Origin of the sequence: Streptomyces sp. CBMA29 (genome assembly GCF_014596445.1) — a bacterium.
GTDB lineage: Bacteria > Actinomycetota > Actinomycetes > Streptomycetales > Streptomycetaceae > Actinacidiphila.
Map to the genome: position 1 here is coordinate 1 of NZ_MECL01000182.1, position 24509 is coordinate 24509.

The window sequence follows — 24509 nt, forward strand, 5'->3', positions numbered from 1 at the left end:
GTGCTCCTCCTGCTCCGCGTCCTGGGCCTGGTCCGAGTCCTGCGCGCAGGCCGGGGAACGCTGGGCGACCAGCACCGGGCTCACGGCCTCCGGGCGGAGGACCGCTTCGGCGGAACCGGTGCGCATCCGCGCCCAGGCGTAGGCCAGGAAGTCCTCGGCCCGCGCCATCGCGGGCTCGAACCACGGCAGCGCCAGCAGGATCAGCAGACCGGCGGCCCAGCCGAGCAGCACGTCGCTCACCCAGTGCGTACCGAGGTAGACCGTCGTGGCGCCCACGCCGAGCGCGAGCAGCGCGCTCACCACGGACCCCAGCCTGCGGGCGCGCGGAGTCGTGGCCAGATACGCCAGAACGCCCCAGGTCACGACCGCGTTGGCGGTGTGTCCCGAGGGAAATATATCGCCGCCGGCGAACATCTCGGCGGAGCCTACGGTCGTCGCGTAATGCGGACCGAGCCGCCCGAGACCGTATTTCACGGCTCCCACCGTGATGTTCAGCAACAGCAGTGAGGTGCCGAGGACCAGCAGCGGATGCAGAGTGCGGTGGCGCCACGCGCGCCACCCCAGCCACGCGAGCACCATCACCGCGGTGGGACCCCGTTGGCCGAGGACGACGAAATAATCCAGGAACGCGTGGATTTGCGGCCATTGTTTGTAGGGACGCCAGAGCATGACCTGCCAGTCCAGCGTCACCAGTTTGGAAGTGGTGAGGACGCCCACGACGATCGCCACGTAGACCGCCAGCGTCGAACCGAACAGCCACACGCGTGTTCGGCTCATCCGCGGCAGGTCGCGGGTGGTCGGGCGCTCCGCCGTACGGAGGCGCTTCTCATCGGTTCGCACTTAATCGACGTTACAGCGTGTGACGGCATAGTTCGGCCGAACGGGCCGCTTTGTAATGACGATGTGATGTGGAGTGCGTCTCAGGGAGCCCTTTGGCGGCCGGTGATTCGGGCGGAATGCGGGAGTGGCTGGAGTTTATGTTCGGGTGTTGATACTCACAGGGTCGGCAAGGGGCGGCCTTCTTATTTATTGCTTATTTCCCTCACCTTTCTCCGCAGTTTCCCCGCCCATAGCCGGGCCGACGTGATCGAACGGGGCGGCGGACGGGCGGCGCCGGGGCGCACGACGGGTGTCCAAGGGGTGTCCGAGGGGGTCCCGCGGGGCCGGTGACCGGGTGTTGTGAGCCCGTGACCAGCGAGTGGTCTCGCGTACGCTGACGACTCACTCGTTCGTGGAGGTATGCGTATGACGAGGCCGGTCAGCAGGTGGACCATCCTGTTCGTCCTCTGCGTCAGCCTGCTGATCGTCGCTCTCGACGCGACGGTGCTGCACGTGGCCGTCCCCGCCGTCACCGAGGATCTGCGGCCCGGCGCCCAGGACCTGCTGTGGATCGTGGACGCCTATCCGCTGATCGCCGCATCCCTGCTGATCCTTTTCGGGACGCTCGGCGACCGCATCGGCCGCCGCAAAGTCCTGCTGATCGGTTACGCCCTCTTCGGCGTGGCGTCCGCGCTCGCCGCCTTCGCGCCGACCCCCCACGTACTGATCGCCGCCCGCGCGCTGCTCGGCGCCGGCGGCGCGATGATCATGCCTGCCACTTTGTCGATACTTCGACAGGTCTTCCCCGACCGCCGCGAGCGCGCGACGGCGATCGGCGTGTGGAGCGCGGTCGCCGCGGTGGGCGCCGCCGTCGGCCCGGTACTCGGCGGCTTCCTCGTCGAGCACTTCTGGTGGGGCTCGGTCTTCCTGATCAACATCCCGCTGATGGCCGTGATGCTGCCGCTGGGCCGGATACTCCTGCCGGAGTCCCGGGGCAGCACCGACGGCCCGTGGGACGTGCTCGGCGCGGTCGCCGCCGCCCTCGGCGTCCTCGGCGTGGTCCTCGGCATGAAGCGGCTCGGCGGCGGCGCGAGCCCGCTGGACGCCGCCGCCTTCGTGCCGCTGCTGGCCGGAGTGGGCCTGCTGGTCTGGTTCATACGCCGCCAGCGCCGCCGCGAGCACCCGCTGATCGACGTCCGGATGTTCTCCCAGCCCGCCTTCTCCACCTCGGTCGGCTGCATCGTGCTGGCCATGCTCGCCCTGGTCGGCCTGGAACTGATCGCGGTGCAGTACCTGCAACTGGTCCTCGGCCTCAGCCCGCTCCAGACCGGCCTGCGCCTGCTGCCGCTCACCTTCGCCGCCATGGCCGCGGGGCTCACCGGCTCCCGCATGCTGCGCGGCTTCGGTCCACGCCGCATGGTCTGCGGCGGCTTCGTGCTCACCGCCGTCGCCGTACTCGCGCTGACCGCCATGGGCCAGAGCGACCGGCCGGTCCTGCTCACCACCGCCTTCGTCCTGCTCGGCTTCGGTCTGGAGACCACTCTCTTCGGCGCCTACGAGTCCATGCTCAGCGAATCCCCCGCGCACCAGGCGGGCGGCGCGGCGGCGATCGGCGAGACCTCGTACCAACTGGGCGCCGGGATGGGCATCGCGCTGCTCGGCAGTGTGATGAACGCCGCCTACGCGCCGGGTGTCGCCCGCACCCCGGGGGTGAGCGCCGCCGACAGCACCGCCGCGGGCCACTCGCTCGGTGAGGCGTACGACGTGGCCGACCGGCTCGGCGGCGGCTCGGGCGCGGCCCTGCGGCACGCGGCCCGGCACTCCTTCGTCACCGGACTGCACATGACCCTGCTGGTGAGCGCGGGCCTGCTGCTCACCGGGGCGCTGGCCGCGCTGCGGCTGCCGCGTGTCATGGAGTGCGGCGCGGACAAGCGGCAGGCCACCTGCGATCTGGTGCTTCCGGCACGCCAGGAGCCCGCGGCGGCCGTCAGGTCCGGCGCGCCGGGGGAGTGAACGGCACCAGGCCCTCGACGGCCGTGCCCACGGGGCGCGCGAAGGTCCCGGCGCCGGCCTCCCGCCCGCTGCCGCTGGCTCCCGCCGGCCGTGGCACCATCCTCCAGGGCCCTCCCGACGCTCCCGGCGCGCGGCGGACGAGCGGTCTGGACGCGCGGCAGACTGAAACGTAACGTCGGCGCCGAGCCGTAGGTTATCGCCGCTAGTTTCCGTGTCCTTCTGTGCCGGAGGTCCCCCGTCATGCCCGGAGCCGCAACCCCGCCCTTCGATCCGTACGACCCGCTGGGCCTCGACGACCTGCTGACGCCCGAGGACCGCGCGGTCCGCGACACCGTACGGAAATGGGCCGCCGACCGCGTGCTGCCGCATGTCGCCGACTGGTACGAGCGCGGCGAACTGCCCGTCATCAGGGAACTCGCCCGTGAACTGGGCGCGATCGGCGCCCTCGGCATGCCGCTGACCGGCTACGGCTGCGCGGGCGCCAGCGCCGTCCAGTACGGCCTGGCCTGTCTGGAACTGGAGGCCGCCGACTCCGGCATCCGCTCGCTGGTCTCGGTCCAGGGCTCGCTCGCGATGTACGCCGTCCACCGCTACGGCTCCGAGGAGCAGAAGCAGCGCTGGCTGCCGTCGATGGCCGCGGGCGAGGTGATCGGCTGCTTCGGCCTCACCGAACCCGACCACGGCTCCGACCCGGCCGCCATGACCACCCACGCCAGGCGGGACGGCTCCGACTGGGTGCTGAGCGGCCGCAAGATGTGGATCACCAACGGCTCGGTGGCCGGTGTCGCCGTCGTCTGGGCTCAGACGACGGACGCGCCCGGCGGCATCCGCGGCTTCGTCGTCCCCACCGACACCCCCGGCTTTTCCGCGCCGGAGATCCACCACAAGTGGAGCCTGCGCGCCTCGGTCACCAGCGAACTCGTCATGGACGACGTCCGGTTGCCCGCCGACGCCGTACTCCCCGAGGTCACCGGCCTGCGCGGACCGCTGAGCTGCCTGAGCCACGCGCGCTACGGAATCGTGTGGGGCGCGATGGGCGCCGCGCGCAGCAGCTTCGAGGCCGCGCTGTCGTACGCGACGACACGCGAGCAGTTCGGCAGGCCGATCGGCGGCTTCCAGCTCACCCAGGCCAAACTCGCCGACATGGCGGTCGAACTGCACAAGGGCATCCTGCTCGCCCACCACCTGGGACAGCGGATGGACGCCGGACGGCTGCGGCCGGAACAGGTGAGCTTCGGCAAGCTCAACAACGTCCGCGAGGCGATCGAGATCTGCCGCACCGCCCGGACGATCCTGGGCGCCAACGGGATCTCACTGGAGTACCCGGTGATGCGGCACGCCACCAACCTGGAGTCCGTGCTCACCTATGAGGGCACGGTCGAGATGCACCAGCTCGTCCTAGGCAAGGCCCTCACCGGACTCGACGCCTTCCGCGGATGACGCGGACACCGCGCACGACGCCGGGACAGCCCGGTGAGTACCCTGCTCAGTTCTGATTGCTGTATCCCCCGGGGGACAACCCCCGGACCCCCGGCAGAGGTGGGGCTGGCGGTCGGGTGGCATGGCGGCAGCCAGAGTGTCAGTTCTGGTTGAAGAAGCCGTCGCCGCCGCGCTTGGCGTCGGCGTTCATGACCATGTAGTCGGCGGGAGTCAGCAGGAAAACCCTGGTGGCGACGCGCTCGATGGAGCCGCGCAGCCCGAACGTGAGACCGGCGGCGAAGTCGACGACGCGCTTGGCGTCGCTCGGCTCCATGCCGGTGAGGTTGACGATGACCGGGACGCCCTCGCGGAACAGCTCCCCGATGCCGCGCGCGTCCCGGAAACCGTCCGGGGTCACGGTGGCGATCCTGCGGCCCTGCTCTTCGGCGGTCTCGGTGGCCACCCGCACCCGCGGGTCGGTCACCCACGTGTCAGCCCGCTCGGAGCCCTCGCCGTAGTCGGCGTACTCCTCGTCGTAGTAACCCTCGCCGCCGTTGTCGTCAACGAGGCCCAGCCAAGCACTCGCCCGTCGAACCGATCCCATGGACGCCTCCTCTCTCACACGGTCAGTACCGTCCGCAGTCCTATGGTCGTCCATGATGTGGATGATGTGCCAAGCGGATTGCCGCCAGTCAGGCGTCTTGTGACGGTACTGGTGCACACGATAGTGGCGGATCGTCAGGCAGGCCCAGGGATATGGCCCCTGACACTTCGTTGGGAGCGCTCCCCACTTCCGGGTGACACGCGGGGCCGTCCGGCCGTACGCGCGCTCGTAGGCACGGCCGTACGTGTCGTCGTAAGTCCGCTCGTATGCCGCCCGGACCGGCCGAGTCCGTACTTTCGTATGCAATCCGGTCCCCGGCGCGTCGCGTGACGAAAGCGCCGCGGCCCGGACGTGCGGTGTCCCCCGAACGGGCTGATTCACATGTTTCCGGGACGTAAAACAACCCGATGAATCGGTGACCGTCCACCGACGCGCCTCGTTGTGCCGTCGCAGAACCCCGCCCCCTCCCGCTGTGCCCCAGCGGCACCGCGCATTCCCTAAGGCACATCCAGTGGACGCACGTACCACGGCGGCCCGCAGCCGCCGCCTGCTGGGCGCACTGGGCACGACGATGACGGCGCCGCGCACCATTCGCGCCAAGCTCACCCGAATCCTCGTTGTCTCCCTCGCCCTCGTCATGACCCTGCTCGGCGTCGTCGCCGCCCAACAGCTCTCCGGATACCGCAACGCCTCCGCCACCGCGGGCGACGCCCGCCTCTCGGGCACACTCCAGGGCCTCATCCACGAACTCCAGAAGGAGCGCGGCCTCACCACCGGTTACGTCGGCGGCGTCACCGAATTCCGCGCCAAACTCCCGGTGCAGCAGGCGGCGACCGACGCGGCACGCCGCGCCCTCGACACCGAACTGTCCGGCCGCTCCGACGGCGCGGCCGACTCCGTACGCCAGCAGATCGGCAAGCTCGACGGGCTCAAGGACGTCCGCCAGGCCGCCGCCGACGGCAACGGCGCGGTGGCCGACAGCTTCAACTACTTCACCTCCACCATCACTGACCTCAACCAGCTCGCCCTCGGCCTCGACCAGGTCCGCGACGGGCGGCTGCGCGCCGACTACCAGGCGCTGCGCACCCTGTCCGACGCCAAGGAGTACATGGGCGAGGAACGCGCCATCGTGCTCGGGGTGCTGCGCGCCGGGAGGTTCTCCGGCGACACCTCCTATCCGCGCTTCATGGAAATCAGGGCGGGCCGCCTCGCCGGACTCACCGCCTACCCGCAGTGGGCCACCGACGAGCAGCGCGGCACGCTCGACGCCGCCCTGGCCACCGCCACCGCGCGCAAGGCGCTCGGCTACGAACAGCGCGTCGTGGACGGCGGCGGCAAGGTCTCCGACCGCGAGATCCGCCCGCTCGACTGGTACGACGCGATGACCGGCACCATCAACAGCCTGCGCACCGTACAGATCTCGCTCGGCGACGACATCCAGCACCGCGCCGACGACCTGGAGAGCGCCGCCACCCAGCAGCTCGTGCTCTTCCTGCTGCTCGCGCTCGGCGCCGTCGCGGCGCTCGGCGGACTCGCCGTCGGCTGTGCCCGCGCCGTCTCGGGACCGCTGGACTCGCTGACCCGGCAGGCGGGAGAGGTCGCGGGGGAGCGGCTGCCCACCGCCGTCGCCCGCGCGCAGGCCGCCGGTTCCGCGCAGCCCGCGCCGCCCGCCGACCTCGTGCTGCCCGACCGGGCGGGCGACGAGGTCAAGCTCGTCGCCGCCGCCTTCGACCGGGTGCAGAAGGTCGCCTTCGACCTCGCCACGGAACAGGCGGTGCTGCGCCGCAACGCCACCGAGTCGCTGGTCAACCTCGGCCGCCGCAATCAGAACCTGGTCCGCCGCCAGATCAGCTTCATCAACAAGCTGGAGCACGAGGACGCCGACCCGGCGACGCTCGCCAACCTCTTCGAACTCGACCACCTCGCCACCCGCATGCGGCGCAACGCCGAGAGCCTGCTCGTCCTCGCAGGGGAATCCAGCCCGCGCCCGTGGGCTACGCCGCTGTCGGTCACCGATGTGGTGCGCGCCGCGCTGTCCGAGGTGGAGGAGTACCGGCGGGTGTCGCTGCGGCGGCTCGACCCGGTGCTGATCTCCGGCTCCGTCGTCTCCGAGATCGCCCACCTGCTCGCCGAACTGGTCGAGAACGCGCTGAGCTTCTCGCCGCCGGACGCCGAGGTCGAGATCGAGGGACGCCGTACGAGCGCCGGGTATCTCGTGGCGATCGTCGACCACGGGCTCGGCATGGACACGCAGGCACTGGCCGAGGCCAATGTGCGGCTGTCCGGCACTGCCAGCTTCATGGCGGAACCCACCAGGTTCCTCGGCCACTTCGTGGTCGGCGCCCTGGCCCGCAAGTGCGGGATCGAGGTACGGCTCGGCGAGGCACCGGCCGCCGGTGTCGTCGCCCGGGTGCTGATCCCTCCGGCGCTGCTCAGCGACATGGAGACCGCCGCGCTGGCTCCGGCCCAGGGCGCGTCGTCGATGCCCGCCGCTTCCGCCGCCGCGGGGGAAGGCCCTTCCCGTACGGCCGCCCGCGCGATCGAGAGCCCGGCCGCCGGGGCCGCCGTTCAGGGCGGGCCCGCCCAGGCCGGGAACACGACGGTCGGGATCACCACTGCCGGGACGCTCAGCACCGGGACCATGACGGCCGCGACCCGGGCCACCGAGAACGCGGAGGCCGCCATGGAGCAGCCGGAGCCCGTCGTCCTGCCCGCACCGCGCCGCGAGGAGGCCGCGGAGCGCGGCGGCTCGTCGGCCGCCCGTACCCGCAACGGCCTGGTCAAACGGCCCAAGCGCAGCGCCATCGCGTTGGCGGTCAACGAGACCGGCGACACCCGCTGGCAGTCGACCGCGGAGCCGACCCCTGACCGCAGCCCGGACGAGGTGTCCGGCATGCTCTCGGGCCTGCGCAGCGCGCACATGCGCGGCACGATCAGCGCGGAGCGGGAGAAGGCGTCGGGGAAGGGCACGGGGGACAGGAACGCCGCTGACGGCGGCGGCGAACGGGCCGCCGGGTCCGGGTCCGGGTCCGTCGCAGATGCTGCTGCCGGTTCGGATGCCGTCGTCGGCGCGGAGAAGGGCGGCGAGCGATGAGCATCGACATGCACAACGACTCGCAGACCTTCAACTGGCTGCTGGCGAACTTCGTCCGCAAGACCGACGGGGTGCGCGACGCGGTCGCCGTCTCCTCCGACGGACTGCTCATCGCCGTCTCCGACGGCCTCGGCAGGACCGACGCCGACCACCTCTCGGCGGTCGTCTCCGGCCTGTCCAGCCTGGCCCGCAGCGCCTCGCGCCGTTACGAGTTCGACGGCGTGAAGCTGATCATGATCGAGATGGGCCGCGGCTTCCTGCTGGTCTCCGCGATCAGGGACGGCAGTTGCCTGGGCGTGCTCGCCGACAGCAGCGGCGAACTGGGCCTGGTCGGATACGAGATGGCCGTGCTGTCCGAGCGGGCCGGGGACCTGCTGACGCCCCGGCTCATCGCCGACCTGCGCCAGGTGCTGCCGCGATGAGCGGGTCGGCCGAGGACGACGCCCTGTTCGTCCGGCCGTTCATCATGACGGGCGGCCGGGCGGAACCGGTGCAGGACGGGCTCCGGCTGGAGACCCTGGTCGCCGCCGCGCCCGGCGCGGGCTCCGCCCCGCTGGAGTTCGAGCGGCGGCGGATCGTGGCGCTGTGCGCGGAGCCGGCCACCGTCGCCGAGGTGGCGGCCGGGATCGGCGTCCCGCTGGGCGTGGCGAAGGTGCTCATCGCCGACCTCGTGGTCGGCGGCCTGCTGCTCTGCCAACAACCGTCGGAGCTCTCGCTCCACGTGCTCGAAAGGATCAGGGACCATGTCCGGGCGCTCTGACGCAAAAGCCGTGCCGTTCGCGGTCAAGATCGTGGTGAGCGGTGGGCTCGGGGTCGGCAAGACCACCTTCATCGGCGCGATCTCCGAGATCGAGCCGCTGGACACCGAGGCCGCGATCACCCAGGTCTCGGTGGGCATCGACTCGCTCGCCGGGGTCGAGTCCAAGACGACCACCACGGTCGCCCTGGACTTCGGCCGGATCAGCCTCGACCAGTCGATCGTGCTCTATCTGTTCGGCACTCCGGGTCAGGACCGCTTCTCCTTCCTCTGGGACGACCTGGTCGAAGGCGCGCTCGGCACCGTCGTGCTGGCCGACACCCGGCGGATCGAGGACTCCTTCCCCGCGCTCGACTACTTCGAGGAACGGGACGCGCCGTTCGTGCTCGCCGTCAACTGCTTCGACGGCGCGCGCAGTTTCGACCTGGAGGAGGTGCGCGAGGCGCTCGGTCTCGGCGCGGGCGTGCCGGTGGTGGCGTGCGACGCGCGGCGCCGGGACTCGGTGCGGGACGTGCTGGGCGCGCTGATGGACCAAGTGGTGAGCAAGCGCCTGGCGGTGTCGGGGCGTTCGGCGCGGACGCTGGTGCGCTGACCTCGCCCCTGTGCGGGGTCCGCGCGTGAACGGCCCCGGCTACCGGCTGACCCCCGGCTACCGGCTGACCCCTGTCACCGGCTGACGCCTGTCACGGCTGACCCCTGTCACCGGCTGCCGATAATATGTCCGCCGGTCGCAGGGGTCGGCCCTGCGGGCGGGCGAGTTCAACGGGGGAGCACGCGATGTTCGGGATCATCAGGCCGTGTCGGCACCGCATGTCCGAGGGGCTCGCGGCGTCCTGGACGGCTCACTTGTGCGGCCTGTGTCTCGCACTGCGGGACGGGCACGGCCAGTTCGCGAGAATCGCCACCAACTACGACGGGCTCGTCGTGTCGGTGCTCGTCGAGGCACAGACGGCCGTGTCCGGCGATGCCGACAGCCTGCGCCGCAAGGCCGGGCCGTGCCCGCTGCGCGGGATGCGGACGGCGCCGGTCGCCATGGGGGAGGGCGCGCGGCTGGCCGCGGCCGTCTCGCTGGTGCTCGCCTCGGCGAAGATGCGTGACCATGTGGACGACGCCGACGGGGCGTTCGCCCGGCGGCCGGTCGCCGCGGCGGCCCGTACGGTCGCCCGCCGCTGGGACCGGGCCGGGGCGCGTACCGGCGACAGCCTGGGCTTTGACACCGCGGTGCTGCTCGACGCGGTCGGGCGGCAGGGCGGGATCGAGGCGGCGGCCGGACTCGGCACCTCGCTGCTGACCGTCACCGAACCCACCGAGACGGCGACCGCCGCGGCCTTCGCGCACACCGCCGTACTCGCCGGGCGGCCCGCCAACCGGGAACCGCTGGCGGAGGCCGGACGGCTCTTCGGACGGCTCGCCCACCTCCTGGACGCGGTCGAGGACCTGGCCGAGGACACCCGCTCCGGCGCCTGGAACCCGCTCACCGCGACCGGCACCGACCTCGCCGAGGCGCGGCGGCTGTGCGACGACGCGCTGCACGGCATACGGCTCGCGCTCCGCGACACCGACTTCGCCGGGTCCGCCTCGGGCAAGCTCACCCATGTCCTGCTCGTCCACGAATTGGGACGTTCGGTGGACAGAGCCTTCGGCACCGGCGGTTGCGCGCACCAGGGCGCGGCCCCGTCCGCCGCCTCGCCCCCGCCGGGCAACCCCTACGCGCCGGGCGCGCCGGGCGGCACTCCTTACGGGCCGGGCCAGCGGCCGAACGCGCCCGGCGGCCCCGGATTTCCCGGCGGTTTCCCGCCGCCCGAGCCGCCGCGCAGGCGCGGGCTGATCATGGGCTGCCTGGTCTACGCCGGGATGTGCTGCACCTGCGAGCTGTGCTGCCGCGAGCACGACGACCCGTGGAGCGGGCAGCGCCGCGACTCCTGGTGCAACAACTGCGACTGCGACTGCGACGGCTGCTCGGACTGCGGTGATTGTTGCGATTGCTGTGACTGCTGCGACTGTGGATGCGACTGCTGAGGCCGCACGGCGGGGCCGTACCGATGAGCTGTTCGGACGATCTGTACGGCGGCGGGTGGCCCGTACCGGGAGCCCGTTGGGCGGGACGGCCTGCGAGGGTGGCCTGCGAGGGGGAGCGCCCGAGGGAGGGCGGTCAGACGGCGGGGCTGCGTGCGCGCGTGTGTGAGGACGGGACGATCCGTCGGAGAGAGGTCAGCTACGACAACACGACGCCGACCACACCCGACCGAAGTCGATGTGGCCGCGAGTGACGAGCCGACAGCTACGCATGCCCACAGTGCAGCAGCCCGTCAGGGCATCCGTCAACCACGCTGAGACGCGTGGTCCAGCACCTGGACATGCTTGACAGCGGGTGACGGCGTCGGCATAGCCTCGTGTCAAGGCCCGTGACGGGCCCAGCCGCGTTGAGGGACGCGGCGGCCTGTGTGAAGACGACTCCCGTGCCCCTTCCGCGTGTCCACGGAGCCTTCGCATGCCTGCTGCCTTCTCCCCTTCTTCTCCCTCGCCCTCTTCTCCTTCCTCTTCGTCTTCGTCCCCGGCTTCCGCGTCGCCGGGGGTCTCCGTGACCTCCGCCGCTGCCGCCGCGCCGCCCGTACCCGCGGTCCGGCGCCGTACGCGCTCGCTGCATCTCGCCGCCGCGATCGATGTCCCCGACCGCTACGAGGTGGCCTCGTACGGGGAGTTGGCCCGGCTCGCGGAGGGCGGTGCGCTGGACTTTGTCACCCTGGACGGCGCGGCCGACGCCGATCCGCTCGCCGTACTCACCGCGGTCGCCGCCGAGACCGGCCGGATCGGGCTCGTCCCCGCGGTGCCCGTCACCCGCGCCGGGCCGCGCGGTGTCGCGGCGGCGGTCGGCGCCCTGGACCTGGCCAGCCGGGGCCGGGCCGGCTGGACACCCAAGGCGGCGCCCGAGCCGATGCCGGAGCCGGCGCCCGAGCCGGCGCCCGGTCGGAGGTCCGCTCAGAGGTCCGCGCCCACGCCGAAAGCGAGAGCCGAGGCGCTGTGGCGGGAGACGGCGGCCGTCGCCGAGGCGGTCGCGCGGGAGTGGGACGGCGGCGCGCCCGAGCCCGGCCCGCGGGTGCGGCAGGGGCGGCCGGTCACGGCGGTGGACGCCACCGAGCCCGCCGCCCGCGCCGTCGCGGCCCGGTACGCCGACCTCGCCTTCGTCCGCGCGGCGGGTCCCGAAACGGCCGGGCTGGTACGGGAGGAACTGCGGCGGCTGGCGGCCGGAGCGGGGCGGGACCCGGACCGGCTGCTGGTGCTCGCCGAACTCTCCGTCGACCTCGGCGGCGGCGAGATCGGCCCGGAGCCGGGCGCCGAGATCACCCTGGTGCCGGACGGCACGGGCGGCGTGCTGTTCTGCGGCGGCCCCGTCGACCTGGCCGAACTGATCGCCGCGTGGCAGCAGGCGGGTGCGGTCGACGGCTTCCGCGTCCGGCCGGTGGAGCCACGCCGCGATCTGGAGCGCTTCGTGAACGGGACCACCGCGCTGCTCCAGCACCGGGGTCTGTTCCGCTCCTTCCACCCGGGCGCGACACTCCGCGAACACCTCGGCCTGCACCGCCCGTTACCGGACCTTCGGTGAACCGCCCGTCTCACCGGTCGGACGGCGGAGCGCCGCCGCGCGCCCTCTCCCGAAGCTCCGCGCGCGCTCTCCCGCGACCCTCCCCGCACCCCCTCACGGCACACTCCCCGCAGGTCACCGCCGTGCGAGCGCATCCGGCTCGCGCGGCCCGTATGGAAGGCTTGGTCGGCATGAGCGCAGAAACGGTTCTTGCTTGGAAGCGGTGGCACGAGCGGCGGGCCGAGACCGTCGCGGCGCCGTACGGTCCGCTGGCCCTGATCGGCACGTACTGGCTCGATGACGTGTCCGGGGACGGGACGATCCCCGGACTGCCGGGCCGGTGGCGGCAGGACGGCGGGGCGGTGGTGCACGAGGCGGACGGCGTGTCGGCCGTGCTGGAGGCCGAGGGCGAGCCGGTGTTCCTGCCGGACGGCAGGAAGCTGCTGGCGATCGTCCGCGAGGGTCTGCTCGCCGTACGGGTCTGGGACCCGCGGTCGCCCGCCCGTCTGGCCTTCGCCGGGATCGCGGCCTTCGACCCCGACGAGCGCTGGGTGCTGCCCGCCGTCTTCCGCCCGTTCGAGGCCGACCGCACCGTCCGGGTACCGAACGCGGACGGCCGTGAGCGCGGCCTCGGCCTCGGCGGCGAGCTGGCGTTCACGGTGGACGGGACCGAGCACACGCTCGCGGTGACGGTCGAGGACGACGGCCGGCTGTGGGGTGTCATCGCGGACGCGACGAGCGGAACGAGCACGTTCCGGTTCCGTTTCCTGCACGCGCCCGCGCCGGACGCCGACGGTTCGCTGACGCTGGACCTGAACCGTACGACGTTGCCGCCGTGCGCTTTCGCGGACGCCTTCATCTGCCCGTTCCCGCCGCCGGGCAACACCCTGGCCTTCGCGCTCGAAGCGGGGGAGCGGGCAGTTCTCACCGACTGAGACAGTGTCACATCCGGTTGCCCCGGCGGTTTTTGGACCGCCGGGGGCACCGCTGCGTCAGGCCCCGTACGGGTATTCGGCCGAACTACCCGGCCGAAAGGCCCCCTTGTGTGTTGCCTGTGGGATCTGAATACTCCTGTGAGTGCTTGTCAGGCGTATGAGGCGTTCGAATATCGGATCGAGTCTGACAGTACACCGACAAATCCCCCCGCAACCTCCCACCCCCACAGGAGGAAACGAGTGAAGACCACCCGGCGCATACAGCTTCTGGCCGTCACCTCCGGCCTGATCGCCGCCACCGCCATCGCGCTCCCGTCGGCGAGCGCCACCCCCACCCCCAAGGCCACGCCCGACGCGGCCGCCACCCTCGCGACCCACCTCGGCGCGAACAGCGCCGCGGGCACCTACTACGACGCGGCGAGCAAGACCACCGTCGTCAACGTCACCACCCAGGCCGCGGCCGACAGCGTCCGCGCCGCGGGCGCCACCCCGCGCCTGGTCACCCACAGCGCCGCGCAGCTCGCCAAGGCGGGCGACGCGACCAAGGCGGCCGACGTCGCGGGCACCGCCTGGTCCGTCGACCCGCGCAGCAACACCCTGGAAGTCAGCATCGACAGCCGGGTCACCGCCTCCCAGCTCGACCAGCTCAAGAAGTCCACGGCCGGCTTCGGCGACGCCGTGCACATCAACCGGGTCGAAGGCACCTTCAGCACGCTGCTCTCCGGCGGCGACGCGGTGCAGACCACCCAGTGGCGCTGCTCGGTGGGCTTCAACGTCCGCAGCGGCAGCACGTACTACTTCCTGACCGCCGGTCACTGCACCGAGGGCAAGCCCGCGTACTACACCACCTCCGGCACCTACATCGGCCCGACGACGGGCACCAGCTTCCCGACCAACGACTACGGCATCGTCCGCTACGACTCGACGGTCGCCCATGACGGCACCGTCGGCAGCCAGGACATCACCAGCGCCGCCAACGCCTACGTCGGCGAGTCCGTCAAGCGTCGCGGCTCGACCACCGGCATCCACAGCGGCACCGTCCAGGCCCTCAACGCCACCGTCAACTACGGCAACGGCGAGATCGTCTACGGTCTGATCAAGACCAACGTCTGCGCCGAGCCCGGCGACAGCGGCGGCTCCCTCTACGACGGCACCAAGGCCATCGGCCTGACCTCCGGCGGCAGCGGCAACTGCTCCTCCGGCGGGACCACGTACTTCCAGCCCGTCACGGCGGCGCTGAGCGCGTACGGGGTCAGCGTCTACTGAGCCGTCCGCCGAAACCCGCGCGAGTAAGCGAGGCCCGCGCGAGTCGGCGTGAATCGACTGAGCAGGCGTGAATCGGCTGAGCGGGTGTGTATCGGCTGAGCGGGCGGAAGCCTTGCGGACAGAGGCACTTCACCCGCTCAACTGTTCCACCGTCCGGCGCCCCCACCGCACCCCGCGCGGTGGGGGCGCCGGTTCGTACAGACTGGACGGCATGCTGGAAACCTCGGCGCGGCTGTTGCGCCTGCTCTCGCTGCTCCAGTCACGCCGCGACTGGACGGGGCCCGACCTCGCCGAGCGGCTGGACGTCACCGCGCGCACGATCCGCCGGGACGTCGAGCGGCTGCGGGCGCTCGGCTATCCCGTGCACGCGGCGCCCGGCACCGCGGGCGGCTACCGGCTGGGCGCGGGCGCCGCGCTGCCGCCGCTGCTGCTCGACGACGAGGAGGCGGTGGCGGTCGCGCTCTGCCTGCGCACCGGGGCGGGCAGCAGCGTCGAGGGAATCCAGGAGACGTCGGTACGCGCGCTGACCAAGCTGGAGCAGGTGCTGCCGTCCCGGCTGCGGCACCGCGTCCAGGCGATGCAGGCGGTCACCGTACGGCCGCGCGCCGCCGGTCCGACGGTCGGCCAGGAGGTGCTGACCGTGATCGGCGCCGCGTGCCGGGACCGGGAGGTGCTGCGCTTCGACTACCGCGACCACGGCGGCAACGCCAGCCGCCGGGCCGTGGAACCGTACCGGCTCGTGCACCACGGCCGGCGTTGGTACCTGCTCGCCTACGACGTCGACCGCGCGGACTGGCGGACCTTCCGCGTCGACCGGATGGAGCCCAAGCCGCCCACCGGCCCACGCTTCACACCCCGCGAACTGCCCGAGGACGCGGCGGAGTACGTGGCCAAGGGCGTCACCTCGCACGCGTACCGCTTCCAGGCGCGGGTGGTGCTGCACGCGCCCGCCGCGACCGTCCGGCAGACCTGGGCGGGTTTCGGCGTGGTCGAGCCGCTCGACGCGGACACCTGCGAACTGACCACCGGCTTCGAGTCGTTGGACGCGCTGGCGATGTTCGTCGGGATGCTCGGGGTGGACTTCGAGGTGCGGGAGCCGCCGGAACTCACCGAACACCTACGAGTGGTGGCAGCCCGCCTGACCCGAGCCGCGAACCGCACCCCGACCCCCGAACAGCCGTGACCCACGCTCAACCCGAACCGACCACCTGCCGAAGCCTCACGGTCCTCTCCCCCAGATAGGTGGTATGCGACCTGACCACATCCGGCACCCGCAACGACTCATGCTCCCGCATCAGCCGACGAACCTCGCCCAAGGGCCCACCCGCCGCGCTGACTTCGGCGACCGTGTCGAGCAGCCCGACCTCGTCGGCGCTGAGCGCGTCGAACGGCTGCCCGACCGGCGGGTCGGCCAGCCCCCAGCCGTCCCAAACCAGCAGCTCGGTGCTGTCGAGCATCGCGAGGTCCAGCACCAGATTGTGCTGCACGAACCACCAGCCCTTGAGGCCGATGTCCCCGACCCCGTACGTGTCCGGGTCCGCCGCGCCCGACCGGCAGTCCTGCCAGGCCAGGCCCGCCGTCACGAATCGGTCGCGTGGCACGTCGAACGGGTCGAAGTCGATGCCGTGCGCCGACATCGGCTCGGGCGCGGCCAACTGCGGGTCCACCAGGCGCCAGGACTCGCGGTCCGCGTCCCAGTACTCGGTGATCCAGTGGTCGTCGTGGAAATCCGGTGCGAAGTAGGTGGCATAGCCGCCGCGGACCCTGGCCGGTATGCCCTTCTCGCGCAGCGCCGAGCACAGCAACAGCGCGAAGTCCCGGCAGATACCGGCGAATCGCTCCTCCGGGCGGCGCGGCCGGTCCAGGGGCGCGTCGCACAGGCCGCGCGCCACCGCCAAGATGTCCGCCGCGTAACGCGTCTCCGCCTCCGCGTCCTTGCGGTCGCGCGGCAGCTCGTAGGCGAACAGATGCGCCTCCTCGCGGTGGATGAGCAGATTGCGCACCGTCTCGGCGAGGACCTGCGGGTCGGCGGGCAGCCCGGCGAAGACCCCCGTGCCGCCGGGATCGCTGGCGACACTCTGTGCACGGTAGAAATCGAACTCGTTTTCGTCCATAAGGGAACCCTGCTGGGAATTCGCCCCAATTTCAACCCCCTTCTGCCGGGGTTCAGCCGAATGGCTCAAGGGTGGCCCCGCGTGTCGCCGCTCAGCCCAACGGGCCGCTGGTGGAGCCCATTTCGCGGCCCCAGCCGTATGCGCGGTCGGCGTGGAGCGTGATGATGAGGCGGCGGTCGGCGACCATCGCGGCGCGGTATTCGTCCCAGTCCGGGTGCTCGCCCTGGATCGTGCGGTAGAGGTCGATCAACTCCTCGACGGTGGTGTCGTGGGGATCGGCTGCCACGGGGGTGAGTTCGGCGTCGCCCTCGGCGACCAGATAGGCGCCGAGGTCGGGGGTGGAGACGTAGAAGCTGGCGCGCGGGTCGCGGCGCAGGTTGCGGGTTTTCGCGCGGTCGTCGGTGACCGAGATACGGATGGTGCGGGCCGTTTCGTCGTAACCGAACGACACGTTGGACAACTGCGGGCGCCCGTCCCGCTTCAACGTGACGAGTACGCCGGTGCGACGCTCGCGCAGCAGGTCGAACAGCGGGTTCTGGGCGGCGGATTCCTGACGGGTCATCATCGCTCCGGTTCTGATCGCGGGTCGGGGTCGGCCTTGGGGTCGGCCTCGGCTTCGGGGTCGGTTGTGGGTAGGGCGTCGGGCTCGGTGAGAGGAAACGCCATCACCGTCGCGCCGATTCCGACCGTGCCGGGCGAATGCGGTGCCCGCGCCGCGTCGTGCAGCCCGTCGAAGAGCGCGCCCAGTCGGACGCGGAAGGTGTCCCAGACCTCGGGCGCCACCCATAGCTCCGCGTCCGAGGTCACCCCTGCGGCGCCCGGCGCGCGGCGGCCCGCCCGGTCGCGCAGATTGTGGGCCAGCGCCTCGGCGATCAGCAGCGCCCCCTCGCCCCGCTGATCGGAGAGCGGGGAGCCGTGCACCGCGCGGTAACGGCGCTCCCTGCCGCCGCGGTTGGCGCGCACCTCGGCGAGTTCCACCAGGCCGACCGCGTCCAGCCTGCGTAGGTGCTGACTGGCCAGCGCGTGCGAGACGCCCAGTTCGCGGGCGAGTTCCGCGGCGGACAGCGGCGCGTTCCAGACCAGGGACACGATGCGCAGCCGCACCGGGTGGGCGAGTGCTCGCAGGAGGGGATCGGTCGCCGTCATGTGCCCATTAGACCGTCCATGGGCGCGGGAAGCGGGCAGGCTGTTGCCGTCGCTGACTCCCAAGCAATAGGTTGGGAGTCATGACAGTGCGCAAGGTCCTGGGGGACCGTGACGCGGCGACGTATCTGGGCGGCGTCCTGGTCTCCGGCTTCGGCGACTCGGCGATGCTGCTCGTCGCCGGGATCTGGGTGAAGACACTGACCGGCTCCAGCAGCCTCGCGGCGGCCGTGACCTTCTGCGTGTGGGCGCCCGCCCTGGCCGGGCCCGTGCTCGGCACCCTCGCCGACCGGGTGCGCCGCCGCTCACTGCTGATCTGGACCAACGCGGCCCTGGCCGTCCTGCTCCCGGTCCTTCTCGCGGTACGGTCCGGGCGCGAGGCATGGCTGCTGTTCGTGGTCCTCGCGGTGGTCGGCGCCGCCTCCGTACTGTCGGACGCCGCCGAGGCCGGTCTCGTCACCGCCGCCGTCCCCGTCGACCTGCGCGGCGACTTCAACGGCCTGCGGATGACCGTCAACGAGGCCATGAAACTGCTCGCCCCGCTCATCGGCGCGGGCCTCTTCCTGCGCTACGGCGGCGGCGCCGTCGCCCTCCTCGACGCCGTCACCTTCGTCCTCGCCGCCGCGGCCTTCGCGGCGCTGCGCACCCGTGAACTCCCGCCGGTCCCACCGGCCGAGGGCTGGCGCGAGCAGACCGCGGAGGGCATCCGGTGTCTGCGCGACCACCCCGTGCTGCGCCCGCTGGTGACCGTCGGAGCGATCGCGATGGTGCTGTCCGGACTCAGCAGCGCCACCATCTACGAGATGACCGAGGCCGGGCTGCACCGTCCGCCCGCCTTCGTGGCGGTGCTCTACGCGGTGCAGGGCGCCGGGTCGATCGTCGCGGGAACGGTTGCGGGCGCGGTCATGCGCCGTGTGCCGGAACGGGTCTTCGCCGCCATCGGCCTGCTGCTCTTCACCACCGGCGCCGCCTTGCGCGCCATCCCCTCGCTGCCCGTCGTGCTCGTCGCGACCCTCGCCATCGGGGTCGGGCTGCCCTGGGTCATCGTCGCGGCCTTCACGGCCGTCCAGCAGCGCACCGCCCCCGAACTGGTCGGCCGGGTCGCGGCCACCGCGGGCACGGTGATCTTCGGCCCCACGGCGCTGGCCGCCGCCCTCGGCGCGGGGCTGGTCGCCCTGGTCGACTTCCGGCTCCAACTCGCCGCCGTCGGCGTCCTCGGCCTGCCGGCCGCGTGGCTTCTGCTGCTTCGTGGCGGGAGCGCGGGTTCGGCGGAGTCCGTTCCGGCAGATGCCGGTTCAGCCGATGGAGACTCCGCCCAAGCGGGCTCCACGCAGCGGAAACGTGGCGTCCTCCGTCCAGCGGATGCCGTCGAAGACCACCAGTCGGACCTCCGCGATCCGCGTCCGCAGCAGCGCTAGCGCCGGGACGCACTCCGCCTCCACCGCGGCGTACACCTCGTCCGACTGCCCCTGGGCGACGGTCAGATGGGGGACCGGATCGTCGAACGCGCCTCCGTACGGCGGGGCTTCCGGCCACCGGGCCGCCACCGCCGCGGTCAGCGCGCGCACGGGTCCTTCGGGCTCCGGCGCCAGCCACAGCAGATCCGGGAACCGCCCGAAGCGGGGGAAACGCACCTCGAACGGCCCGTGTCCCGAGAAGAGTTCGCCCAGCGCCGCCCGTACCCCCGCGTCGATCCGCTCGGCCGGAAGGAACGGATACAGCACCGTGAGATGCGCGGGCACCCCCTCCGCCGCGGCCGGGTCGTACCGCTCCCGCGCCGCGCCCACCACCTTCTCCGCCTCGGGCACCACAGCCACCAACGCGGTCGTACCCGCCGCGCGCCCCGACGTTCCCTTCTGACCCATACCCGGCATCGTCCCCCGCCTGCCCCTCGCACCGCCACCCCGTATCCGTCGCGGCCCTATGCCTTCGGCTCGCCCTCGGCGAGGGGGCGGGCGGTGTGGACGACGAGGTTGGTGACGTCGTGTTCGCGTTCGATGTGACCGTCGAGGAGGACTGCGGGGGCGTCGAGGACGGTGCGGCGGATGAGGGCCCAGACCGGTGGGGTGATGACGAGGTTGGCCATGGCGGTCTCGTCCTCGATGACGGCGAAGGCCATGCCGTTGGCGGTCGGGGGGCGTTGGAGGTACTTGACGATGCCGCCGACGCGGATGCGGCGCTGTGCGGGCCAGGTGCGGATGGCCTTGGTGGGCTGTGCGCCGAGGTGGTCGAGGCAGGGGCGCAGATGGTGGACGGGGTGCGGTCCCGCGGTGGCGCCGGTGGCGGTGAGGTCGGCCAGGGTGGTCTCGCCCGCGGTCATGGCGGGGAGTTGGGGGGCGTCGGGCAAGGCGTCGAAGCCGGGCAGGACCGGCTGCTGGTGCGCGGTGTGGGCGCCGGAGCGCCAGATCGCGGTGCGGCGGCCGGTGCCCAGGGACGCGAAGGCACCGGCGGTGGCGAGCTGTTCGAGGAGCCGGGCGCCCAGGCCGCCGCGGCGGGCGACGTCGTCCAGGTCCCGGAACGGCCGTTCGGCGCGGGCCGTGAGGAGGGTCGTGGCGGCGTCCTGCGACAGTCCGCGGACACTGGTGAGCCCGCGGCGGATCGCCGGATGTCCGTCGGGCCGCGCGGAGTCGGGTTCGAGGGTGGCGTGCACGCCGGAGGCGTTGATGTCGACGCCCCGGACGGCGATGCCGTGGTGGCGGGCGTCCTGGATGAGGGTCTGGGAGTCGTAGAAGCCCATCGGCAGGTGGGCCATGATCCCGGCGGCCAGGGCCGCGGGGTAGTAGTGCTTGATCCAGGCGGACGCGTAGATGATGCCCGCCATGGACTGCGCGTGGGACTCGGGGAAGCCGTAACTGCTCAGCGACGAGATCATCGTGATGATCCGCTCCGCCGCGTCCGGGCCGATCCCGCGCCGTGCCATGCCGGTCAGCAGCCGGTCGCGCAGCCGGGCGACCTTCTCTGTGGCGTGTTTGGCGGCGAGGTCCTTGCGGAGCCGGTCGGCCTCGCCCGGGGTGAACCCGGCGCAGTCGGTGGCGAGCCGGATCGCCTGCTCCTGCCACAACACCACCCCCAGGGACTTCTTCAGCGCCGCTTCGGCCAGCGGGTGGGGGTAGGTGACGGGTTCCTCGCCCGCCCTGCGCCGCAGATACGGGTGCTTGCTCCCGGCCTGGATCGGCCCGGGGCGGATGATCGAGGCGGCGACGGTGAGGTCCTCGAAGCAGGCCGGTTTCAGCTGCGGCAGGGTGCTGATCTGGGCGCGGCTCTCGGCCTGGTAGACCCCTATGATGTCGGCGCGGGCGATCATCGCGTACACCCGCGGGTCGTCCTGCGGAATCGTCGCCATGTCGAGGTGTACGCCGTGGTGTCCGGCGATCAGGTCACAGGCGGTGTGCAGAGCCGCGAGCATGCCGAGACCCAGCAGATCGATCTTGACCAGGCGGGCGGCGGCGACGTCGTCCTTGTCACCCTGGAGGACGGACCGGCCGGGCATGGTGGCCCATTCGACCGGCATGACCTCGCCGATCGGCTGCGCGGTCAGCACCATGCCGCCGGAGTGCACCCCCAGGTGCCGCGGCAGACCTTTGAGCTGAGCGGCCAGGTCGGTGACGTCGGCGGGGATGTCCGGATCGGCTGTCGTGCCCGTGTGTGTGGCCGTGCCCGTGCCCGTGCCTGTGCTCGTGCCCGTGTTCGTGTCGCTGCTCGCGCCGTCGGGGGTGTGGGGGCGGGCGGGCCGGTGGTGCAGGGACCGGGTCATGGCGTTGACTGCGGCGGCCGGGTAACCGAGCACCCGGGCCGCGTCCCTGACCGCCAGCTTCGGCTGGTAGCTGATGAGGTTGGCGACCTGCGCGGCGTGGTCACGGCCGTAGCGGGTGTAGACGTACTGGATGACCTCTTCGCGGCGGTGGTTCTCGAAGTCGATGTCGATGTCCGGCGGTCCCGACTTCTCCATCGACAGGAACCGTTCGAAGAGCAACCCGTGCTTGAGCGCGTCCACCGCCGTGATGCCCAGGACGTAGCAGACCACGCTGCTGGCGGCGCTGCCCCGGCCCTGGCACCAGATGCCCTGCTCCTGCGAGAAGCGCACGATGTCGTGGACGATCAGGAAGTATCCGGCCATGCCCAGATCGCCGATCACACCGAGTTCGTGGTCGAGCTGCCGCCACGCGGTCGCCGCCGCCGGATCGTCACGGGTCCCGTAGCGGGCGGCGCAGCCCCGCTCGGCCAGTCGCCGCAGCCAGGAGCTGTCGTCGTGACCGGGCGGTACGGGGAAGCGCGGCAGTTCGGGACGCAGCTCGGCGAGGTCGAGGACGCACGACTGGCCGAGAGCGATGGTCGATTCGTACGCTCCGGGGTAGCGGGCCAGCCGTTCCTCCATCTCCGCCCCGGTACGCAAGTGCGCGGTCGGCGCTGCCATCAGATGCCCGGTGGCCTGGTCGAGGGTCTCGATCCGTCGCAGTGCGGTGAGGGCCTGGGCGAGCCGGGCCTGCGCGGGCGCGGCGTAGTGGACGGCGTTGGTGGCGACCACGGGGGTGCCGGTGCGGTGAGCGGCCACCACCAGGGCGTCGGCGCGCACGCTGTCGACGGGGAGGTTCCAGTCGATGAGCTCCGCGTGCACGCTGCCGCTGCCGAACACCTCGCCGAGCCGTTCGAGGTGGAAGGCGAGCTGTCCGATCTCCGTGCCGTCCTCGCCCGCGTCGGCGGGCGGGCAGCCGGTCAGGACCGCCCAGTCACCGCCGGCGGCGGCGCGGGCGAGCACGTCGAGGTCGTACACCGGACGGCCTTTGGACCCGGCGAGCTGGGCCGCGGTGATCGCCGCGGACAGGCGGTGGAACCCGTCGAGGTTCCGGGCGAGGACGACGGGGCGCCCGAGCCCGTGACCGGTGAGGGTGAGTTCGGCGCCGAACACGGTCCGCAGCCCGGTACCGCGGGCGGCCTCGGCAACCCGCCGTGCCCCGTACAGCCCGTCCCGGTCGGTGAGCGCCAGCACCCCGATGCCCAGCCGCACGGCCTCCGTGACCAGCGCCCCCGGATCACTGGCCCCTTGGAGGAACGACAGCGAGCTGTGCACATGCAGCTCCGCCCACGGCACCCGGCTCCGCTCTTCCCGGTATTCGGTGTGTGCCGGGTGTGCCGCGTGCCCCGTGTGTGCCGGGTCCGCTGGGCGCGCCGGGCGCGGAGCGGCGGTGGGCAGGCGCAGCAGACGACCGCTGCGGCGGTCAGCCATAGTGGGCCTCGGCCCACCACCGGCCCGCGGAGATCCGCAGCAGCCATGCCCCGCCCGCGGTGGTGGTGATCTGCATCCGGGCGATCCGCCGCGCACGGTTCCGGTCCCACCACTGTTCCAGCGCGGGCCACGGCGCACTCCACGCGGTCACCTCCAGTACGCCGGGGAGTCCGTCCACGGTCAGCCGGACCGGAGGCGCGGAGACCGCCAGCCGTCCCGAGACGCCCACCACCTGTCCGGCGCCGTCCAGCAACCGGGCCGGCAGCAGCGGCTGGTACACCGTGGCCGGGTGCGGGGCGGGCAGCCTGCCGGGCCACGGCCCGGCACCGGCCGGGGGCGTGGCGATGTCGCCCACGGGGATCTTGCGGACCCGGTCGGCCGGGCCGCGGCCCCCGGTCAACTCCACCCGCGTGACCGCCCGGTGTCCGAGCAGCGCCTGCACCTGACCGGCCGCACGTTCCAGATCGTCCAGCGTGGCGCCCCCGCCGAACAGCACTGTCTGACGGCCGGTGGCCGCGCTGAGCTGCCGGGGCCGCAGCACCAGCTCCACCACTCCGACCGTGCCCCCGGCCCCGTCGGCGGCCGGGGCGAGATCCCCGGCATCGGTCCACGCCTGCACCTGCCAGCGCACCCGCTCCGCGACCGCCAACGACGACAGCCGTCCCTCGTGCCGCCACGCCCGCCGCAACGTGCGGCCGTCGGCCAGGCCCACCTCCACCTCCACTCGTGCTCCGACCACCCCCGCCGACGTCAGCCGCTCCTGCAACCGCTCGGCCAGTGCCTTCCCCGCGAACGCCAACGGCTCGGTGCGTTCCTCGGCAGGGTCGAAGCCCCACCGCACCGCGTGATCGGGCTCAGCGCCCGAGGCGTTCAGAAGCCGCGGCTCACGCCCGGACGCGGTGCGGTGCGCCGCCGCCCCGTCGGTGCCGAACCGGGCCGACACCTGGTCCGAGGGCAGCGCCGCGAAACCGCCCAGCGTGCCGATCCCGAGCCTGACCAGCAGTTCGGCCAGCCGGGGCCGACCCAGCACGGCCACCGGATAGGGGGCGAGTAAACCGGCCGTCTCCCCGGCCGGAACCAGGACCCCGGACCGGGCGCGGGCCGCCAGCGCCGCGGCGAACGTCGTATCCGCGGCGCCGCTCCGCACGGGGTGGCCGAGCCGGGAGAGCGCGGCGGCGACCCGCGCGGCCAGCTCCGCCTCGCCGCCCCAGTACCGCGCGGGACCGCGGGCCGGGGCGGCCACCATGCCCGGACGGATCACCTCCAGCCGCGGCATCACCTCCGCCTCCAACCGGCGTACCACCGGCTCGAACCCGCGTGTCTCGGCCGCCTGATCCCGTTCGACGGCCCGCAGCCCGGGGCAGCGGGACTGCGCCTGCCGCACCCGCATTCCCCGGCGTACCCCGGCCGCCCGCGCCGCGGCCGAACACGCCACCACCCGCCCGTCCCCCGACACGACCGCCACCGGCTCTCCGCCCGGCAGCCCCGTGGTGATCAGCGGCCAGTCCGGGACCCACGACACCAGCACTCGCACGTCG

General features: G+C 72.5%; 19 protein-coding genes and 1 pseudogene. 12 read left to right on the plus strand and 8 right to left on the minus strand.

Annotation, left to right across the window (positions count from 1 at the left end):
• Window positions 1–840, minus strand: an 840-nt coding sequence (locus tag BGM09_RS24030) for a phosphatase PAP2 family protein (protein ID WP_188283769.1), incomplete at its 3' end; no start/stop codon positions are given.
• 399 nt (window positions 841–1239) lie between these two features.
• Here BGM09_RS24030 and BGM09_RS24035 point away from each other — a divergent pair.
• Together BGM09_RS24035 and BGM09_RS24040 are read left to right on the plus strand one after the other, a co-directional pair.
• Complete coding sequence (locus BGM09_RS24035; RefSeq protein WP_188283770.1) at window positions 1240–2832, plus strand: MFS transporter; 1593 nt, start codon at window positions 1240–1242, stop codon at window positions 2830–2832.
• A gap of 240 nt (window positions 2833–3072) precedes the next feature.
• On the plus strand, window positions 3073–4272 hold the full coding sequence (locus BGM09_RS24040; protein WP_188283771.1) for an acyl-CoA dehydrogenase family protein: 1200 nt from the start codon (window positions 3073–3075) through the stop codon (window positions 4270–4272).
• Between the two features lie 139 nt (window positions 4273–4411).
• Here the strand turns inward: BGM09_RS24040 and BGM09_RS24045 are convergent, their stop codons facing one another.
• Window positions 4412–4855: a cell division protein SepF gene (locus BGM09_RS24045; protein WP_188283772.1), complete on the minus strand. Its 444-nt coding sequence runs from the start codon at window positions 4853–4855 to the stop codon at window positions 4412–4414.
• A gap of 511 nt (window positions 4856–5366) precedes the next feature.
• On the opposite strand from BGM09_RS24045, the gene BGM09_RS24050 reads away from it, so the two are divergent.
• The 9 genes from BGM09_RS24050 (at window position 5367) to BGM09_RS24090 (ending at window position 15673) form a co-directional block, all read left to right on the plus strand.
• Window positions 5367–7949: a nitrate- and nitrite sensing domain-containing protein gene (locus BGM09_RS24050; protein WP_317452869.1), complete on the plus strand. Its 2583-nt coding sequence runs from the start codon at window positions 5367–5369 to the stop codon at window positions 7947–7949.
• Complete coding sequence (locus BGM09_RS24055) at window positions 7946–8371, plus strand: roadblock/LC7 domain-containing protein (RefSeq protein ID WP_188283773.1); 426 nt, start codon at window positions 7946–7948, stop codon at window positions 8369–8371. The genes BGM09_RS24050 and BGM09_RS24055 overlap by 4 nt, the downstream gene beginning before the upstream one ends.
• Window positions 8368–8709 (plus strand): DUF742 domain-containing protein, encoded by a 342-nt coding sequence (locus BGM09_RS24060; RefSeq protein WP_188283774.1) that lies wholly within the window; start codon window positions 8368–8370, stop codon window positions 8707–8709. Before BGM09_RS24055 ends, BGM09_RS24060 begins: the two co-directional genes overlap by 4 nt.
• Window positions 8693–9298 carry a GTP-binding protein gene (locus BGM09_RS24065; protein ID WP_188283775.1) on the plus strand — a complete coding sequence of 202 codons (606 nt, stop codon included), beginning with the start codon at window positions 8693–8695 and terminating at the stop codon, window positions 9296–9298. Before BGM09_RS24060 ends, BGM09_RS24065 begins: the two co-directional genes overlap by 17 nt.
• Window positions 9299–9483: 185 nt before the next feature.
• Window positions 9484–10725, plus strand: a complete 1242-nt coding sequence (locus tag BGM09_RS24070) for a DUF5685 family protein (protein ID WP_188283776.1) — start codon at window positions 9484–9486, stop codon at window positions 10723–10725.
• A gap of 562 nt (window positions 10726–11287) precedes the next feature.
• On the plus strand, window positions 11288–12310 hold the full coding sequence (locus tag BGM09_RS24075; RefSeq protein ID WP_317452870.1) for an LLM class flavin-dependent oxidoreductase: 1023 nt from the start codon (window positions 11288–11290) through the stop codon (window positions 12308–12310).
• A 170-nt stretch (window positions 12311–12480) separates the two neighbouring features.
• Window positions 12481–13224, plus strand: a complete 744-nt coding sequence (locus BGM09_RS24080; RefSeq protein WP_188283778.1) for a DUF1684 domain-containing protein — start codon at window positions 12481–12483, stop codon at window positions 13222–13224.
• 240 nt (window positions 13225–13464) lie between these two features.
• Window positions 13465–14490 (plus strand): S1 family peptidase, encoded by a 1026-nt coding sequence (locus BGM09_RS24085; RefSeq protein WP_317452871.1) that lies wholly within the window; start codon window positions 13465–13467, stop codon window positions 14488–14490.
• 211 nt (window positions 14491–14701) lie between these two features.
• Window positions 14702–15673: a helix-turn-helix transcriptional regulator gene (locus tag BGM09_RS24090; RefSeq protein ID WP_188283779.1), complete on the plus strand. Its 972-nt coding sequence runs from the start codon at window positions 14702–14704 to the stop codon at window positions 15671–15673.
• A gap of 7 nt (window positions 15674–15680) precedes the next feature.
• Here BGM09_RS24090 and BGM09_RS24095 read toward each other — a convergent pair whose 3' ends face one another.
• The 3 genes from BGM09_RS24095 to BGM09_RS24105 all read right to left on the minus strand — a co-directional run bounded on the left by BGM09_RS24095 (window position 15681) and on the right by BGM09_RS24105 (window position 17750).
• Complete coding sequence (locus BGM09_RS24095) at window positions 15681–16604, minus strand: transglutaminase-like domain-containing protein (protein WP_188283780.1); 924 nt, start codon at window positions 16602–16604, stop codon at window positions 15681–15683.
• A 91-nt stretch (window positions 16605–16695) separates the two neighbouring features.
• Entirely contained in the window at window positions 16696–17166 is a 471-nt protein-coding gene (locus BGM09_RS24100; protein WP_188283781.1) for a PPOX class F420-dependent oxidoreductase, read from the minus strand.
• Window positions 17166–17750: an ArsR/SmtB family transcription factor gene (locus BGM09_RS24105; protein ID WP_188283782.1), complete on the minus strand. Its 585-nt coding sequence runs from the start codon at window positions 17748–17750 to the stop codon at window positions 17166–17168. The genes BGM09_RS24100 and BGM09_RS24105 overlap by 1 nt, the downstream gene beginning before the upstream one ends.
• 80 nt (window positions 17751–17830) lie before the next feature.
• Here BGM09_RS24105 and BGM09_RS39215 point away from each other — a divergent pair, with 80 nt between their 5' ends.
• Window positions 17831–19165 (plus strand): MFS transporter, encoded by a 1335-nt coding sequence (locus BGM09_RS39215; protein WP_188283783.1) that lies wholly within the window; start codon window positions 17831–17833, stop codon window positions 19163–19165.
• A gap of 6 nt (window positions 19166–19171) precedes the next feature.
• Here BGM09_RS39215 and BGM09_RS37965 read toward each other — a convergent pair.
• The 3 genes and pseudogenes from BGM09_RS37965 to BGM09_RS24120 form a co-directional block, all read right to left on the minus strand.
• A pseudogene (locus BGM09_RS37965) lies at window positions 19172–19621 on the minus strand (2'-5' RNA ligase family protein); the annotation flags it as partial.
• Window positions 19622–19668: 47 nt separating this feature from the next.
• A complete protein-coding gene (locus BGM09_RS24115) occupies window positions 19669–22836 on the minus strand; it encodes an error-prone DNA polymerase (protein WP_317452873.1) in 3168 nt (1055 codons plus the stop codon).
• A gap of 127 nt (window positions 22837–22963) precedes the next feature.
• Window positions 22964–24505 carry a DNA polymerase Y family protein gene (locus tag BGM09_RS24120; RefSeq protein WP_188283785.1) on the minus strand — a complete coding sequence of 514 codons (1542 nt, stop codon included), beginning with the start codon at window positions 24503–24505 and terminating at the stop codon, window positions 22964–22966.
• Between the last annotated feature and the right edge of the window lie 4 nt (window positions 24506–24509).